Origin of the sequence: Pseudomonas oryzae (assembly GCF_900104805.1) — a bacterium.
Classification (GTDB): Bacteria; Pseudomonadota; Gammaproteobacteria; order Pseudomonadales; family Pseudomonadaceae; genus Geopseudomonas; species Geopseudomonas oryzae.
Genome location: NZ_LT629751.1, coordinates 2,343,436 through 2,359,304, shown reverse-complemented (window position 1 = coordinate 2,359,304; position 15,869 = coordinate 2,343,436). Strand labels below are relative to the sequence as shown.

The following is a 15,869-nucleotide window of genomic DNA, read 5'->3' as shown; positions in this document are numbered from 1 at the left end:
CATGGCAGATGGCGCGGCGCCGGCGCTGGCCGACACGGCCCTGATCCTCTCCGGGGGCGGGGCGCGGGCGGCCTATCAGGTCGGTGTGCTGAGCGCCATCCGCGACCTTATGGAGGAGGACGCCGACAATCCCTTCCCGGTGATCGTCGGCACCTCGGCCGGCGCCATCAACGCGGTGGCGCTGGCCTGCGGCGCGCAGCGCATGCGCGCCAGCATCGACCAGCTGACCCGCATCTGGCGCGGCTTCAGCACCGATCGCATCTACCGCAGCGACCTGCCCGGCGTGGCGCGCCAGGCCGCCAGCTTCGTCGCCAACAGCCTGCTCGGTCTGGGCCGCGAAGTGCCGGCGGCGCTGCTCGACAACCGTCCGCTCGGCCAGCTGCTGCGCGCCGAGATCGACCTCGGCGGGCTCCCCGCCGCCCTGGCCAGCGGCCAGCTGCGCGCCGTGGCGGTGACCGCCTTCGGCTACAGCTCGGGGCAGGCGGTGACCTTCTATCAGTCCGCCACGCCGATCGCGCCCTGGCGTCGGCATCGCCGGCTGGGCGTGCCGGCACAGCTGGGCCACGAGCACCTGCTGGCCAGTGCGGCGATTCCCCTGTTGTTCCCGCCGGTGCGGGTGGGCCGTGAGTTCTTCGGCGACGGCGCGGTGCGCCAGCATGCGCCGATCAGTCCGGCCCTGCACCTCGGCGCGCGGCGCGTCCTGGTGATCGGCGTCAGCGGCAACCCGCTGTCGGGCGCCAATCATTGCGTAGCCAGCGAGCCAGCGCCGTCGCACTGCCCGCCGAGTCTGGCGCAGATGGGCGGCCATCTGCTCAACAGCACCTTCATCGACAGCCTGGAGGCGGACATCGAGCTGCTCGAGCGCCTCAATCAGGTCAGCCGGCTGCTGGCGCCGGAGCAGCGCGGCAGCTACCTGCAGCCGGTGGACGTGCTGGTGATCGCGCCGAGCCGGCCGCTGGAGGAGATCGCCAGTCGTCACCGCCAGCTGCTGCCGCGGGCGCTGCGCCTGTTCCTCAGCGGTCCCGGTGCGACCCGCGCCAGCGGCGCCACCGTGCTCAGCTACCTGCTGTTCGAGGCCGGTTACTGCAACGAACTGATCGAGCTCGGTTACCAGGACGCGATGAACCGCCGCGCCGAACTTGAGCGCTTCCTCGGCCTGCCGACCCTGCAGGGCAGCCTGGCGACCGGCTGAGCCGTCAGGCGAAGCTGCCGCTGCGGAAGTCGGCCAGCGCCTGCTCGATCTCCTCGCGACTGTTCATCACGAACGGCCCGTACTGCACGATCGGCTCACCCAGCGGCCGGCCGGCGATCAGCAGGGCGCGCGCGCCGGTGGGGCTGGTCAGGTGCAGGCTGTCGCCTTCGCCCAGGCGCGCCAGCTGACCGGCGCGCACACTCTGATCGCGCTGGCCGCGCACGGTCAGCTCGCCGTCGAACACATGCACCAGCACGTTGTGCCCGCGCGGCAGATCCGGCATCAGGCAGGCGCCGGGGGGGAAGGTCAGGTCGAACAGCTGCGGCTCGCTGTGCGGGCGCTGCACGGCACCGGCGAGCTCCCGTTCGCCCTCGCGGAAGCTGCCGGCGATCACCCGTACGCCCACACCGCGGCACGTGGTCAGCTGCGGAATCTCGCCGGGAGTGAAGTCGCGGTAGCTGGCCGGGCCCATCTTCGCCGTCGCCGGCAGGTTCAGCCACAGCTGGAAGCCGAACAGGCGGCCGTGTTCCTGCTCGGGCATCTCGCTGTGCACGATACCGCGCGCGGCGGTCATCCACTGCACCCCGCCGGCCTCCAGCAGGCCGCGATTGCCCAGGTGGTCCTCGTGACGCATGCGGCCCTCGAGCATCACGGTCACCGTCTCGAAGCCGCGATGCGGGTGGGCCGGGAAGCCGCCGATGTAGTCTCGGGTATCGAAGGAGTCGAAGGCATCCAGCATCAGGAACGGATCGAAGCGCTCCAGGCCCGCACCGCCGATGATGCGGGTCAGACGCACGCCGTCGCCGTCGGAAGTGGCGCGGCCCTGGTGCAGGTCAAGCACGTCGCGGTAGTGGGGATAGCTCATGGCGCAGCTCCTCGGGTCGGGGTTGCAGCCATTCTGGTTCAAGTCGGCGGATGGATGGGTGCTGATTTTGCACCTTATCCATCAGTCGAATCGATGGGATGCGCCGGCATCACTCGGCGATCTGCAGGCGCCGCGCCTCGGTATACACGTAGCGCACCTTCTCGTACTCGAACGGCGAGTTGAGCTGACCGTAGCGGAAGGCGTTGATGTAGCGGCGATCGACGGCCATCAGGCCGTAGTAGGGCGTGGCCTGTGCGCTCAGGCCGGTTGCGCCGGCGGGGTCGAAGGTGTTGCCGAGGGCGGTGTCGAACGCCAGGCCGCCGGTGTCGCGCAGGTTGGACGGCCCCAGCAGCGGCAGCACCAGGTAGGGACCTTCCTCGACGCCCCAGTAGCCGAGGGTCTGACCGAAGTCCTCGCTGCGCCGCGCGAGGCCCATGCGGCTGGCCGGATCCCACAGGCCGCCGAGGCCGAGGGTGGTGTTGAGCAGCAGGCGCGCGGTGGTGTGCAGGGCGTCGCGCCCCTGCAGCTGCAGCAGGTGGTTGGCCAGGCTGGGGATCTCGCCGAGGTTGGCGAAGAAGTGGCTGACCCCACTGCGCACCGCACGCGGGGTGACGAAGCGGTAGGCGTCGACCACCGGCAGGTAGACCCACTCGTCGAAGCGCTGGTTGAAGTGGTAGACGCGGCGGTTCCACTCCTCCCACGGGTCGTTGTTGACCAGGGCGACCAGGGTGGCGCGTTCGAATTCGCGCTGGTTGAGCTGCGGATTGAAGCGCAGCCGCTCCATTGGCCGGGTGAAGCCGTCGGCATCGGGGACAGCGGTCTGCGCGGCGGCGCCGTGGCTGGCGAAGGCGAGCAGGGTGGCCAGCAGCATGGGCGGGATGCGTTCAGTCACGGAAGAACTCCAGCATGGCCTCGGTGTTGACGCGGTAGAGCAGGTTGCCGCAGTGGCCGCCGTGCGGAAACAGCGTCAGCCGCTCGCCGAAGGTCTGGCGCAGGAAACCGAGATCGCCGGGGCCGAGGATCATGTCGTCGCGGTTGTGCAGCACGGCGATCTTGGCGCTGGCGGCCAGGTAGCCGCGCAGCGAGTACAGGCTGATCTGGTCGATCAGCTGCAGCACGCTGCCACCGTCGGTCTGCCTGCGCCAGAAGGGCAGCACCTGTTCGCGCAGGTAGCACTGGAAGTCGCAGAGCAGGGCGCGCCTGAAGAACGGCGTCAGACTGGTGCCCTCGTCCATCGGGTAGGTCGGCGGCACGATGGCGCCGCGCTTGTTGATCAGGTCCGAGGTGAAGGCGATGTCGGCGGCGGCGAAGCGGAACACCGCGCCGATCAGCATGGCCATTTCCTCGTCGGACAGGCGCTGCTTCGAGCGCTGGAAGTCGTAGAGCAGCGCATCGTCGATCTGCGCCGAGCCGTGCTCCTCGAAGTAGCGGGTCAGCTTGGCGAGGATCAGGTCGTAGAAGGTACGGCTGTTGCTGATGCCCTCGACCTCGGTCTGCACCAGGCGGTCGAGGTTGCTGACCGAGGTGACCAGGTTGACCGGCGGGTTGATCAGCAGCACGCGGCGGAAGCCGAAGGCGCCCTCGCGTTCGTCGAGATGGCTGACGAAGGCCGCGTGCAGGCCGCCCAGGCTGTAGCCGGTGAGGTGCCAGGCGGTCACCGGCAGATCCTGCTGCTGCTCGCGGATCCTGCGCATCACCCGGTACAGGTCGATGGCGTCGAGGTCGGAGATGCCCGGCGTGGCGTAGCGCGAGGCCGCGGCCATGAAGTCCTGGCTGCTCGGCGAGGATAGCTGCACCACATGGTAGCCGGCGCCATAGAACAGGCGCTTGAGGTCCTCGGTCTTGCCGTTGGTGTAGTGCGCACCCGTACCGGAGATGATGAACACCAGTGGCGCCGGGCCGGCCTGGCGGGCCAGGCGATACTTGAAGGTCTTCACCGCCCAGAAGTTGTCCGGCAGTTCGCGGCGCGGTCGCAGGCGCAGGCTGTAGTCGGCCTGGTCGATGTCCTCGCTGTCCGGCAGTGGCGGGCGCAGCGGCGCCGGGGTGCCGGCGATGGTCGCCTCGAAGGGGTTGGCCAGCGGGAAGCCGTAATCCTGCGCGCTGACCTCGCGGGCAGCCGCCTGTGCGCCGGCGAGCCAGAGGCCGGCGAGGAGGACGAGGAGACGGGGAACGAGCGACATGCGGTCACCTTCCGTGGGGGCGGGCAATATCAGACCCGCGCTGTGGCGTCGAGTTGCCGGCGGCCGGCGCTGGCCGACCGGCGTGCCGGGACGTTGCCATTGTGCCCTGACGTGCCCGCGCTGGCAGCCTGTGCGGTGTCGAAAGCGTCGGCCACGACCACTGGCCGGGGCGGCCATGTCCGGCCCGGCGACAATCCCGCAAGGGACTCTTTCTCAACGTGCCGCGCGGTACGAACAGGGCCTGCGTCCGGGCCGCCGTGCGTACCGAGCCGTCAGCACTCGTCAGCTGAAGTCGTCGTTATCGTCGCTCTGGCTCAATACCTCCATGTGCTTGCGCGACAGGGCAAGGAAGCGCGGGGTCAGGCCGGCGTCCTCGTATACCGGGTCGCCCTGCTCGTCGGTGGCAACCACCTTCTGGCCCTTGACGTAGGGGAAGCTGGCTTCCAGTTCCTGCAGGGCGGCACCGACCAGTTCGCCGAGGATCTCCTCGGGGTGGCGCCTGGGATACATTTCGCAGAGCGCCGCCAGGCGGGCGGCCGACTCCAGGTCGAGGGGGATGTGGTAGGTGGTCTTGCTCAGCCGACCCTTGGCGCTGACTTCCCACTCCTTCACCAGATCGCGGATTTTCATGCGTGCCTCCCGGCCTTGGGCTGCCGCCCATGGGGTTCCGTCACAGGGGTGTCCAATAAAAAGCCTAGACTGCCGGTAAGATCTTGCCGCACCGGTGGCAACGGCCAAGCAGAAGGAGAGTCGCCATGGCTGAGATAGATCCGCGCTTGCGCGAGGACGTGCACCTGCTCGGCGAGTTGCTGGGCGATACCTTCCGCGCCGAACGCGGCGCCGAGTTCCTCGCCAAGATCGAGCGCATCCGCAAGGGCGCCAAGGCGGCGCGGCGCGGCTCCGAGGAGGGCGCGCGCCAGCTCGCCGAGACCCTCGACGCCCTCGCCGAGGACGAACTGCTGCCGGTGGCGCGCGCCTTCAACCAGTTCCTCAATCTGGCCAACATCGCCGAACAGTACCACCGCATCCGCCGCCGCCGGCCGCACGAGGCGCTGCCGTTCGAAGAGCGCGTGCTCGGCGATCTGCTGGTGCGTCTGCAGGCGGCCGGCCACGCGCCGGCGGAGCTGGCCCGGCAGATCGCCGCGCTGGACATCGAGCTGGTGCTCACCGCCCACCCCACCGAGGTGACCCGGCGCACCCTGATCCAGAAGTACGACGAGATCACCGCCTGCCTGGCGGCGCGCGACCATGCCGACCTGTCGGCACGCGAAAAGGCGGCCAGCCGCCGCGAGCTGTGTCGCCTGCTCGCCGAGGTCTGGCATACCGACGAGATCCGTCGCCGCCGGCCGACCCCGCAGGACGAGGCGCGCTGGGGCTTCGCGGTGGTCGAGCACTCGCTGTGGCGGGCGCTGCCGGACTTCCTGCGCGGCGTCGACGAGCTGCTGGCCGGCTGCTGCGGCACGCGCCTGCCGCTGGACGCCGCGCCGCTGCGCTTCGCCTCGTGGATGGGCGGCGATCGCGACGGCAATCCCAACGTCACCGCCGAGATCACCGCCCAGGTGCTGCTGCAGGCCCGCCAGCTGGCCGCCGAACTGCACCTGCGCGACGTCGAGGCGCTGATCACCGAGCTGTCCATGCACCGGGCCAGCCCGTCGCTGCGTGAGCGGGTCGGCGAGGCGCCGGAGCCTTACCGCGCCCTGCTGCGCCAGTTGCGCACGCGGCTGGTCGCCACCCGCGACTGGGCGGTGGCCGCCCAGCGCGACGGTCGCGCGGCGGATGCCCTGGTGCTGCACGACAACGCCGAGCTGATCGAGCCGCTGCTGCTCTGCCATGATTCGCTGACCAGCTGCGGCATGGGCAGCATCGCCGACGGGCCGCTGCTCGACTGTCTGCGCCGTGCTCACTGCTTCGGCCTGTACCTGGTGCGCCTGGACATCCGCCAGGACGCCGGCCGCCACGCCGCCGCGCTCGACGAGATCACCGCTTACCTGGGCCTCGGCCACTACGCGCAGTGGGACGAGGGGCAACGCCTCGACTTCCTGCAGCGCGAGCTGACCAGCCCGCGCCCGCTGTTGCCGCAGCACTATCGGCCCTCGGCCGACACCGCCGAGGTGCTGGCGACCTGCCGTGTAGCGGCCGCGGCGCCGGTGGCGGCGCTCGGTTCCTACGTGATCTCCATGGCCGGCGCGCCGAGCGACGTGCTCGCCGTGCAGCTGCTGCTCAAGGAGGCCGGCCTGCAGCGGGCGATCCGTGTGGTGCCGCTGTTCGAGACGCTGGACGACCTCGAGCACGCCGGCGCGGTGATCGACTGCCTGCTGGCGCTGCCGGTGTACCGCGCCAGCCTGGCCGGGCCGCAGGAGGTGATGATCGGCTACTCCGACTCGGCCAAGGACGCCGGCACCGTGGCGGCGGCCTGGGCGCAGTACCGTGCCCAGGAGACCCTGGTCGAGGTGTGCGCGCGGCATGGCGTCGAGCTGCTGCTGTTCCACGGTCGCGGTGGCACCGTCGGCCGCGGCGGCGGCCCGGCCCACGCCGCCATCCTCTCGCAGCCGCCAGGCTCGGTGACCGGACGCTTCCGCGTCACCGAGCAGGGCGAGATGATCCGCTTCAAGTTCGGCCTGCCCGGGGTGGCCGAGCAGAACCTCAATCTCTACCTGGCCGCGGTGCTGGAGGCTACCCTGCTGCCGCCGCCGGCGCCGACCGCGGCGTGGCGGGCGCTGATGGTGCGCCTGGCCGCCGACGGCGTGGCCGCCTACCGCGACGTGGTGCGCGAGCATCCGCAGTTTGTCGACTACTTCCGTCAGGCCACGCCCGAGCAGGAGCTCGGTCGTCTGCCGCTGGGCAGCCGGCCACCGCGCCGGCGCAGCGGCGGGGTGGACAGCCTGCGGGCGATCCCGTGGATCTTCGCCTGGACGCAGATGCGCCTGATGCTGCCGGCCTGGCTGGGCTGGGAAACCGCCCTGGCCCGCGCCGTCGAGCGCGGCGAGGCGGTGCTGCTGCACGAGATGCGCGCGCACTGGCCGTTCTTCCGCACCCGCATCGACATGCTGGAGATGGTGCTGGTCAAGGCCGACGCCGGCATCGCCCGTCTGTACGACCAGCGCCTGGTGGGGGAGGAGCTGCGCGGATTGGGTGAGCAGCTGCGCGACCTGTTGTCGCAGGCGGTGCGCATGGTGCTGGCCCTGACCGGGCAGGCGCAACTGCTGGAAAGCGACCCGGTGCTGCGCGAGTCGATCAACGTGCGCGACACCTACCTCGACCCTCTGCATCTGCTGCAGGTCGAGCTTCTCGCCCGCTCGCGGCGGCTGGCCGAGCAGGAGGGCAGCCAGCTGGAGCGGGCGCTGCTGGTGACGGTCGCCGGCATCGCCGCGGGGCTGCGCAACACGGGGTGAACCATCAATCATGGTGGATCCCCCATCTTGTGTCAGGCAGGGTAGCTGTGTATTTTGGTCTGCTTTTTCACCGTCCCGTTTTGTGCTACGGGCGGCCTGCGAATTTCCGGTCCGGCCCCACGAGGGCCGGATGAAGACGTGACACATGCAGCGCGACAGCCTGCCCCGGCGGTGCTTCACCCACAGGTGAGCCGCCGAGTGGCGACGAACTGCCGCCTGCGGCCATGGATGGACCACTGAATTCCCCCGGCCTGCCAAGGCGTATCCGGGATTATTTTCATACTGTTCCAGGAGCAACAAATCGATGCGCGTGATTCTGCTGGGGGCACCGGGTGCCGGCAAAGGTACTCAGGCTCGCTTCATCACCGAGAAGTTCGGTATTCCGCAGATCTCCACCGGTGACATGCTGCGCGCCGCGGTCAAGGCCGAAAGCCCGCTGGGCCTGCAGGTCAAGGAAGTGATGGCCAGCGGTGGCCTGGTGTCCGACGAGATCATCATCGGCCTGATCAAGGAGCGCATCGTCGCTGCCGACTGCGTCAACGGCTTCCTGTTCGACGGCTTCCCGCGCACCATCCCGCAGGCCGAAGCCCTGCGCGATGCCGGCGTCGAGATCGACCACGTGCTGGAAATCGCCGTGGAAGACCAGGAGATCATCAACCGCATGTCCGGTCGCCGCGTGCACCCGGCCTCCGGTCGCACCTACCACGTCCAGTACAACCCGCCGAAGGTGGCAGGCAAGGACGACGATACCGGCGAAGATCTGATCCAGCGCGAGGACGACCAGGAAGAAACCGTGCGCAAGCGCCTGGACGTGTACCACGCCCAGACCCTGCCGCTGGTCGGCTTCTACCAGGACCTGGCGCAGACCGCCGGCAAGCCGAAGTACTCCCGCGTCGAGGGTGTCGGCAGCGTCGACGAGATCACCGCCAAGGTGCTCGCCGCGCTGAGCTGATCCGCTCTCCGCGTCAGCAACGGCCCGCCCTGTGCGGGCCGTTTGCATTTACAATGCCCACCCTCGTTCGTCACCACACCGGATACCCGTCATGACCACCCTGCTGGCCCTGGATACCGCCACCGAAGCCTGTTCCGTCGCCCTGCTGCACGAGGGCCGCGTGCTCAGCCGCTACGAGGTGATCCCGCGCCTGCATGCCCAGCGCGTGCTGCCGATGGTGCAGGAACTGCTCGCCGAGGCCGGCATCACCCTCGCCGCGCTGGACGCCATCGCCTTCGGCCGCGGTCCGGGCGCCTTCACCGGCGTGCGCATCGCCGTCGGCGTGGTCCAGGGCCTGGCCTTCGCCCTCGGCCGGCCGGTGCTGCCGATCTCCAATCTCGCGGTGCTCGCCCAGCGCGCCCATCGCGAGCAGGGCGTCAGCCAGGTGGCTGCGGCGATCGATGCGCGCATGGACGAGGTCTACTGGGGCTGCTACCGCCTGGCAGAGGGCGAGATGCGCCTGGCCGGGGTCGAGGCGGTGCTGCCGCCGGAGCGCGCCGCGCTGCCGCGCGATGCCGACGGCGACTGGTTCGGCGCCGGCACCGGCTGGGGCTACGCCGCGCGCATGCCGGTCGCGGTGCACCGGATGGACGCCGGCCTGCTGCCGCATGCCGAGGATCTGCTGACCTTGGCGCGCGCTGCCTGGGCGCGCGGAGAGGCGCTGGACGCCGAGCAGGCGCAGCCGGTCTACCTGCGCGACAACGTGGCCACGCCGAAGAAGGGCTGAAGCGTGGGGCTGCCGTACTTCCTCGGCTGCCCGTCGTGGAACGAGCCGGCCTGGCGCGGTGGCCTGTATGCCGCCGGGCTGAACAGCCGCGAGTTCCTGCCCGCCTACTGCCGGGTGTTCAACACGGTGGAGGGCAACACCACCTTCTACGCTCGCCCCGCGCCGGCCACCCTGGCGCGCTGGGCGCAGGCGATGCCGGAAGGCTTCCACTTCTGCGCCAAGCTGCCGCGCGACGTCAGCCACGAGGGCGATCTGCGCGGCAATCTCGCCGCCGCCCGCGACTTCCTCGACCTGCTGACACCGCTCGGCGCGCGGGTGGCGCCGCTATGGCTGCAGCTGCCGGCCAGTTTCGGGCCGCCGCGTCTCGCCGAGCTGGCGGCCTTCGTCGAGGAGCTGGCTGCGCCCCATGGTCTGGCCGTGGAGGTGCGTCATCCGGCGTTCTTCGCCCGTGGCGACGAGGAGAAGCTGCTCAACCGTCTGCTGCGTGACCGCGGCGTGGAGCGCATCGGCCTCGATTCGCGGGCGCTGTTCAGCTGCACCGCACGCGATCCGGCGGTGCTCCACGCGCAGAGCAAGAAACCGCGCGTGCCGCCACGCCCGGCGGCCTTTACCGGCTTTCCCCAGGTGCGCTTTATCGGCCACCCCGCGCTGGAGGCCAACGATGCGTTTCTCGCGCCCTGGCTGGACAAGGTCGCCGGCTGGATCGAGGAGGGGCGCCGGCCGCACGTGTTCCTGCACACCCCCGACAATCACCGCGCCCCCGAGCTGGCGCGACGCTTCCACGCCCAGCTGATGGCGCGCCTGCCCGGGCTGCCGGCACTGGCGGAGAGCAGCGGCAGCGAACAGCTCGGTCTGCTTTAGAGGGCGCCGCGCGCACCGATGTCTCACGGTGCCGGGCGATGGTGCGCCTGGCGCACCCTGCCGACGCCAGGCGTGCCGAAGTCGCTGCACGTAAGCTCGTCTTTCGCGCTACCCTCGGCGCACCACCACGGACCGGAACGTCTGCCATGCCCCTGCCGCGCCTCGCGCTGCTCACCACCCTGGCCATGCTGGCCTTCGCCGCCAACTCCCTGCTGTGCCGTATCGCCCTGCGCGACGGCCATATCGACGCCGCCAGCTTCACCGCCATCCGCCTGTTCGGCGGCGCCCTGGCGCTATGGCTGATCGTCCGCCTGCAACGCCGCGCAACGGCGGCGCTACTGGCTGGCAATCTGCCCTCGGCGCTGGCGCTGTTCCTCTACGCGGCGGGTTTCTCCTGGGCGTACCTGCAGCTGTCTGCCGCCACCGGCGCCCTGCTGCTGTTCGGCGCGGTGCAGGCCAGCATGATCCTCTGGGGTCTGTGGCGCGGCGAGCGGCTGTCGGCGGGGCAGGTGTGCGGGCTGCTGCTGGCCGGCGCCGGCCTCGCCGTGCTGCTGTTGCCCGGTGCCAGCGCGCCGGCGCTGCTGCCGGCGCTGGCCATGCTGCTGGCCGGGGTGGCCTGGGGCGTCTACTCGCTGCGCGGGCGCGGCGTCGGCGAGGCCACCGCGCATACCGCCGGCAATTTCATCCGCTGCCTGCCGCTGGCCGTGCTGCTCGGCCTCGGCGGCCTGCCCTGGGCGCATCTGGACGCCGCCGGCGTGCTCTATGCGCTGCTTTCCGGCGCCCTGGCCTCCGGGGTCGGCTACGCGCTGTGGTACACGGTGCTGCCGGCGCTGCGCGCCACCCAGGCCGCCACCGTGCAGCTCAGCGTGCCGCTGATCACCGCGCTGCTCGCCGTCATTCTGCTTGGCGAGCCGTTCAGCGCGCGCCTGCTGCTGGCCTCGGCGCTGCTGCTCGGCGGAGTGGCCTGGGTGCTGCTCGGTCGCCGGAGCGCGGCGCGATAGGGCGGACGGGCGCATTCTTTGGCAGAATGGCGCCCCCTCTCCTCCCAGCCCGGAAGTCCCGATGTCCGCTTCTCCCGTTCGCGTCCGCGTCGAAGCCCTGAGTCCCGCCCATGCCGCCGCCGCCCATCAGTGGGCCGAGCGCCTGGGGCTGGGCGAGGCGGGCGCGGCCGAGTTCGCCCTGCAGCTCGGTGACGCCGGCCTGCAGCTGGTCGACCTCGGCCCGGAGGCGCCGGGGCCGGTGCGCGTCGACTTCGTCGAAGGCGCGGCCGCCCACCGCCGCCTGTTCGGCGGCGGCAGCGGACAGATGATCGCCAAGGCGGTGGGCGTCCAGAGCGGCGTGCGGCCGCGCATCCTAGATGCCACCGCCGGCCTGGGTCGCGACGCCTTCGTGCTCGCCACGCTGAGCTGCCCGGTCACCCTGATCGAGCGCCAGCCGCTGGTCGCCGCGCTGCTCGAGGACGGCCTGGCGCGTGCCGCGCGCGATCCCGAGGTGGCGCCGATCGTCGCGCGCATGCAGCTGCTGACCGGCAACGCGGTGGAGCTGATGCGCGCCTGGCAGGGCGAGCCGCCGCAGGTGATCTACCTCGACCCGATGTTTCCGCACCGCGACAAGAGCGCGTTGGTGAAGAAGGAGATGCGCCTGTTCCGCCCGCTGGTCGGTGACGACCTCGACGCCCCGGCGCTGCTCGAGGCGGCGCTGGCGCTGGCCAGCCACCGCGTGGTGGTCAAGCGCCCGCGCAAGGCGCCGTGTATCGACGGCCCGAAGCCTTCCCACCAGCTGGAAGGCAAGTCGAGCCGCTACGACATCTATCCGAAGAAGGCACTCAAGGGCTAGGCTTCGAAAAATGACAAGGAGGTTTAATGACCGCTCAAAATCTCAGAGTTGCACTGTTTATCGATGCAGATAATGCGCCGAGTCGGAAGGTTGGAGACATTCTTGCTGAACTTGCCGTTATCGGGGCTGTTTCAATTCGCCGGGCCTACGGAAACTGGAAGAGTCCGAATCTCGAATCGTGGGTAAGAGTGCTCCATGAGCACGCTATCCAGCCGATCCAGCAATTCGATCTAGTCAAGGGCAAGAATGCCACCGACATGGCCATGGCCGTTGACGCCATGGACGTCCTATTCAACAAGCCAGTTGAAGTGTTTTGCTTGGTCTCTTCGGACTGTGATTTCACGCCATTGGTTACCCGTCTGCGTGCCGAAGGCAAGCAGGTGATTGGTTTCGGGGAGCGAAAAGCGCCTGAGCCTTTCGTCAATGCATGCTCCCGATTTCTTTATCTGGATGAGCCGGTCCTTAGCTCTGAGCAGACGGAACTACTCATCGCCCATTTGGAAAAATCATTGATTCCAACAGGGGATGTTGGCGGTCCTGCTGCGCCAGCCAAAAAAACGGGAAAAGAGCTCAAAGGCGATACCAAACTCATGAATCTATTGAGGCATGCTGTGGCATATGCTGAGCATGAAGATGGTTGGGCCCCTTTGAGTGTAGTAGGCAGCCGGATTGGGAACCAAGCGTCCTTCGACTCGCGCAATTATGGCTATGCAAAGCTAGTCGACCTTTTTGCTGCCATCGATTTATTCGAGATCAAGCGTGTGGGCAATCATCCGCAAGTGCGTAGCAAGCGGCGCAGTGCAGTTCCCGCATAAATGAGGGGCCGGCTGGGCAAGATATCCATGTAGGGCTTCCCTGCAAGGGCTAGGCTGGATTTATCCATCCAGCCTGGAGGACATGCCCGTGTCTAATGTTCGGGTAGCGCTGTTCATCGATGCCGACAACTCGCCGAGCCGCAAGATCGAGGCGATCCTCGCCGAACTGGCGGTACTCGGCGTGGTTTCCATTCGCCGTGCCTACGGCAACTGGAAGAGTCCGCGTCTGGAGTCCTGGGTGCAGGTGCTGCACGAGCACGCCATCCAGCCTATCCAGCAGTTCGATCTGGTCAAGGGCAAGAACGCCACCGACATGGCCATGGCCATCGACGCCATGGACGTGCTGCACGGCAAGCCGGTCGAGGTGTTCTGCCTGGTGTCCTCCGACTGCGACTTCACCCCGCTGGTCACCCGCCTGCGCGCCGAGGGCAAGCAGGTGATCGGCTTCGGCGAGCGCAAGTCGCCCGAGCCCTACGTCAACGCCTGCTCGCGCTTCGTCTACCTCGACGACATGCCGGTGGAGGTGACGATCCAGCCGCTCGGTACCAGCGCCACTCCGGCGGAGGCCGAGGCGCAGGGGACGGTCTGCGTGCCGCCGGCGGTGGCGCTGGTCGGCCGGCGCAGCGGACCCGAACTCAAGGGCGACAGCAAGCTGATGAACCTGCTGCGCAACGCGGTGATCTACGCCGCCGACGACGAGGGCTGGGCACCGCTCAGCCTGGTCGGCTCGCGGATCGCCAACCAGGCCTCCTTCGAGCCGCGCAACTACGGCTATTCGCGTCTGTTCGACCTGTTCGCCGCCATCGACCTGTTCGAGGTCCGCCGTGTCGGCAGCCACCCACAGGTGCGCTACAGGCGGCGCGGCGCGCCGGCCGCCTGAGCGCGGCTGCCTGCGCTATTCCGGCTGGCCTGGTTGCAGCGGGCCGATGCGGAAGGGACGCATCATCTCGTTGTCCTCGTGCTCGACCAGGTGGCAGTGCCAGACGAACTGCCCGGGGGTGGGGAACCGCATGCGCAGCCGGGTGACCTGGCCGGGGAAGGCGATCACGGTGTCCTTGAGGCCGATTTCCCACGGTTCGGCCGGTGCGGGCGCGGAGCCGGGTAGCACCTGCACGGTGTGGTTCTCCTCGTCGACCAGGATGTCCTGGCGGTTGATGACCTCGAATACGATCTCGTGGATATGGATCGGGTGGGCGTCACCTGTGGTGTTGTAGAGCTCCCAGACTTCGGTGCTCCCCGTTGCCGGATTTTCGGTCACCGGCTCCTCCCACATCAGCCCGTTCCACACCACCGGATCGGTGTTGGGATCACCGTCGAGGGGGCCCAGGCGCGCTTCCGCCGGCGCATCCTCGAAGAACTCCGACATCATCTCGACCAGCGCCAGGTGGCGGGTGACGCTTGCCTCCGGCAGCGGAGCGAGGGCCGGTAGCTGCAGGAACGCCGGCGGCGTGCTCGGGTCTGGAGCCAGCGCCAGCACCACACGAAACTCCATGACCTGACCAGTGGAGGCCGGATCGGCCGGCGGGAAGTCCAGGTCGGGCTGGCCGCCGCCGAACGGCTCGTCCGGACCGAGGTTACCGAGGATGTAGTTACCGACCGGCACATTGCTGAAGTCGACGATCAGGTCGGCGCGTTCGGCCGGCGCCATCAGCAGGCGGTTGCCATGGTCGGCGCTGAGGTTCACCGGCGCGACGAGGAAGCCGCCCTCGTTACCGATCTGCCACACCTCGACGCCGGGAATCTGGCTGAAGTCGAGGATCAGGAAGCGCGACAGACAGCCGTTGAGCAGGCGCAGGCGGTAACGGGCCTGCTCGACGGTGTGGAAGGGCCAGGTATTGCCGTTGACCATGATGGTGTTGCCGAAGAATTCCGGGTTCCACATCGGCGAGATGTCGGTGGTGGGGATGTACGGACCCTCTACGTCGTCGAAGAAGGACCTGCTGTCCGGATAGAACAGCGAACCATCGGCGTTGAACGAGCGGTCCTGGATGGCAATGGGGATCTCGCGGTAGGTCTTGTTCGGCGGGAAGCGGTCGCCTTCCCTGGGCGCGGGCCCGGGCAGCACGGCGATGCTGCCGTAGCGGCTGTCGAGCACCGCCTTGTCGCCTGCCGGTCCGCCGCGGAGGAGGTAGAAACCCGCCGGGCCGGCGTACACGTTGAGGCGGGTCATGCCCAGGGTGTGGTCGTGGTACCAGATAGTCGAGGCGCGGTTGAGGTTTGGGTACTGGAAGGTGGCGAATCCCGGGCCCCAGTTGACGCCAAAGGCAGCCTGCGCCTTGCTGGCGAAAAACGCGTACCAGGTGCCCTGGCTGGCGTAGCCGGCCGGGATGTCGTTCGCCTCCGGCAGGTACCAGGCTTCGGCGTAGCCATCGCTCTCGTCACCCACACCCACCGCGCCGTGCACGTGGGTGATCATCGGTACCGGCCCGGTGTAGGGTGTGGGGGTACTGGCGAAGTTCGGTCGGGTGTCGCGGCCGCTTTCACCACCGGGCGGGTTGGCCCAGTGCAACGTGGGGTCCACCGGCAGCAGGTGCGGCAGGTAGTTGCCGGCGCTGTCCTTGAGGTTGTTGATCCACTTCACCCGTACCGGCGTGTTCCAGCTGGCTTCGATGGTCAGCGACGGCGCGTTGTGCAGCAGCAGGCCCTGCTTGTTTAGCGAGGTCACCGCGCCGTAACCCCACACCGTGGTCGCCGGCAGGCCGGCAGGGAGAATCTGCTGGGCGAACTGCTTCATCGAGATCTCGTAGTAGTCCACCTGCTTGCCGCCGCGCTGGGTGATGCGCCCGGCCTTGGGCATCACCGGTGGGATCAGCAGCGGTGTCTGGTACTTGGGGATCGCCAGGGGATCGAGGCTGCCGCCGGGGATCTGGGCGAGGGCGACGGACACGCCGAGCTTGTTCAGCGCGAACAGGGTGAGAGTGGTGCCGCCGGTGTACTTGAGAAAGGTACGTCGAGTGAGCATGGACGCGAACCTCCGCTGCTTCCGGTAACCAGGTATGGCCGGGATCGC

At 68.9% G+C, this 15,869-nt stretch carries 14 protein-coding genes; 9 read left to right on the top strand and 5 right to left on the bottom strand.

The genetic code is table 11. The features are described from left to right. Position 1: 1 nt before the first annotated feature. Positions 2-1,192, top strand: a complete 1,191-nt coding sequence (locus BLT78_RS10485) for a patatin-like phospholipase family protein (protein WP_090348929.1) — start codon at positions 2-4, stop codon at positions 1,190-1,192. Positions 1,193-1,196: 4 nt separating this feature from the next. On the opposite strand, the gene BLT78_RS10480 is transcribed toward BLT78_RS10485, so the two are convergent. The 4 genes from BLT78_RS10480 to BLT78_RS10465 all read right to left on the bottom strand — a co-directional run bounded on the left by BLT78_RS10480 (position 1,197) and on the right by BLT78_RS10465 (position 4,867). Further along, positions 1,197-2,057, bottom strand: coding sequence for a pirin family protein (locus BLT78_RS10480; RefSeq protein WP_090348928.1), 861 nt, complete (start codon positions 2,055-2,057; stop codon positions 1,197-1,199). A gap of 109 nt (positions 2,058-2,166) precedes the next feature. Then, positions 2,167-2,928 (bottom strand): MlaA family lipoprotein, encoded by a 762-nt coding sequence (locus tag BLT78_RS10475; RefSeq protein ID WP_090348927.1) that lies wholly within the window; start codon positions 2,926-2,928, stop codon positions 2,167-2,169. Positions 2,929-2,941: 13 nt separating this feature from the next. Continuing rightward, positions 2,942-4,237: an alpha/beta fold hydrolase gene (locus tag BLT78_RS10470; protein WP_090348926.1), complete on the bottom strand. Its 1,296-nt coding sequence runs from the start codon at positions 4,235-4,237 to the stop codon at positions 2,942-2,944. A gap of 282 nt (positions 4,238-4,519) precedes the next feature. After that, positions 4,520-4,867 carry a pilin assembly protein gene (locus BLT78_RS10465; RefSeq protein WP_090348925.1) on the bottom strand — a complete coding sequence of 116 codons (348 nt, stop codon included), beginning with the start codon at positions 4,865-4,867 and terminating at the stop codon, positions 4,520-4,522. Between the two features lie 125 nt (positions 4,868-4,992). Between BLT78_RS10465 and ppc the strand changes: the two genes are divergently transcribed. The 8 genes from ppc to BLT78_RS10425 all read left to right on the top strand — a co-directional run bounded on the left by ppc (position 4,993) and on the right by BLT78_RS10425 (position 13,739). Beyond that, the gene (ppc, locus tag BLT78_RS10460) at positions 4,993-7,629 is read left to right on the top strand and encodes a phosphoenolpyruvate carboxylase (RefSeq protein WP_090348924.1); all 2,637 of its coding nucleotides are present in this window, start codon (positions 4,993-4,995) and stop codon (positions 7,627-7,629) included. Positions 7,630-7,933: 304 nt separating this feature from the next. Continuing rightward, entirely contained in the window at positions 7,934-8,581 is a 648-nt protein-coding gene (gene adk / locus BLT78_RS10455; protein ID WP_090348923.1) for an adenylate kinase, read from the top strand. Between the two features lie 91 nt (positions 8,582-8,672). Then, positions 8,673-9,347, top strand: coding sequence for a tRNA (adenosine(37)-N6)-threonylcarbamoyltransferase complex dimerization subunit type 1 TsaB (tsaB, locus tag BLT78_RS10450; protein ID WP_090348922.1), 675 nt, complete (start codon positions 8,673-8,675; stop codon positions 9,345-9,347). 3 nt (positions 9,348-9,350) lie between these two features. Beyond that, positions 9,351-10,208 carry a DUF72 domain-containing protein gene (locus BLT78_RS10445; RefSeq protein WP_090348921.1) on the top strand — a complete coding sequence of 286 codons (858 nt, stop codon included), beginning with the start codon at positions 9,351-9,353 and terminating at the stop codon, positions 10,206-10,208. Positions 10,209-10,354: 146 nt separating this feature from the next. After that, entirely contained in the window at positions 10,355-11,209 is an 855-nt protein-coding gene (locus BLT78_RS10440; protein ID WP_090348920.1) for a DMT family transporter, read from the top strand. A 61-nt stretch (positions 11,210-11,270) separates the two neighbouring features. Next, positions 11,271-12,044 (top strand): class I SAM-dependent methyltransferase, encoded by a 774-nt coding sequence (locus BLT78_RS10435; protein ID WP_090348919.1) that lies wholly within the window; start codon positions 11,271-11,273, stop codon positions 12,042-12,044. Between the two features lie 26 nt (positions 12,045-12,070). Next, positions 12,071-12,859, top strand: coding sequence for an NYN domain-containing protein (locus BLT78_RS10430; protein WP_090348918.1), 789 nt, complete (start codon positions 12,071-12,073; stop codon positions 12,857-12,859). A gap of 88 nt (positions 12,860-12,947) precedes the next feature. Beyond that, complete coding sequence (locus BLT78_RS10425) at positions 12,948-13,739, top strand: NYN domain-containing protein (protein WP_197673113.1); 792 nt, start codon at positions 12,948-12,950, stop codon at positions 13,737-13,739. 15 nt (positions 13,740-13,754) lie between these two features. Here BLT78_RS10425 and BLT78_RS10420 read toward each other — a convergent pair whose 3' ends face one another. Then, entirely contained in the window at positions 13,755-15,821 is a 2,067-nt protein-coding gene (locus BLT78_RS10420) for a multicopper oxidase family protein (protein ID WP_090348916.1), read from the bottom strand. Positions 15,822-15,869 lie beyond the last annotated feature (48 nt).

Coding starts and splice junctions, on each gene's coding strand:
- BLT78_RS10485 (WP_090348929.1), top strand. CDS start 2: ATGGCAGATGGCGCGGCGCCGGCGCTGGCCGACACGGCCCTGATCCTC.
- BLT78_RS10480 (WP_090348928.1), bottom strand. CDS start 2,057: ATGAGCTATCCCCACTACCGCGACGTGCTTGACCTGCACCAGGGCCGC.
- BLT78_RS10475 (WP_090348927.1), bottom strand. CDS start 2,928: ATGCTGCTGGCCACCCTGCTCGCCTTCGCCAGCCACGGCGCCGCCGCG.
- BLT78_RS10470 (WP_090348926.1), bottom strand. CDS start 4,237: ATGTCGCTCGTTCCCCGTCTCCTCGTCCTCCTCGCCGGCCTCTGGCTC.
- BLT78_RS10465 (WP_090348925.1), bottom strand. CDS start 4,867: ATGAAAATCCGCGATCTGGTGAAGGAGTGGGAAGTCAGCGCCAAGGGT.
- ppc (WP_090348924.1), top strand. CDS start 4,993: ATGGCTGAGATAGATCCGCGCTTGCGCGAGGACGTGCACCTGCTCGGC.
- adk (WP_090348923.1), top strand. CDS start 7,934: ATGCGCGTGATTCTGCTGGGGGCACCGGGTGCCGGCAAAGGTACTCAG.
- tsaB (WP_090348922.1), top strand. CDS start 8,673: ATGACCACCCTGCTGGCCCTGGATACCGCCACCGAAGCCTGTTCCGTC.
- BLT78_RS10440 (WP_090348920.1), top strand. CDS start 10,355: ATGCCCCTGCCGCGCCTCGCGCTGCTCACCACCCTGGCCATGCTGGCC.
- BLT78_RS10435 (WP_090348919.1), top strand. CDS start 11,271: ATGTCCGCTTCTCCCGTTCGCGTCCGCGTCGAAGCCCTGAGTCCCGCC.
- BLT78_RS10430 (WP_090348918.1), top strand. CDS start 12,071: ATGACCGCTCAAAATCTCAGAGTTGCACTGTTTATCGATGCAGATAAT.
- BLT78_RS10420 (WP_090348916.1), bottom strand. CDS start 15,821: ATGCTCACTCGACGTACCTTTCTCAAGTACACCGGCGGCACCACTCTC.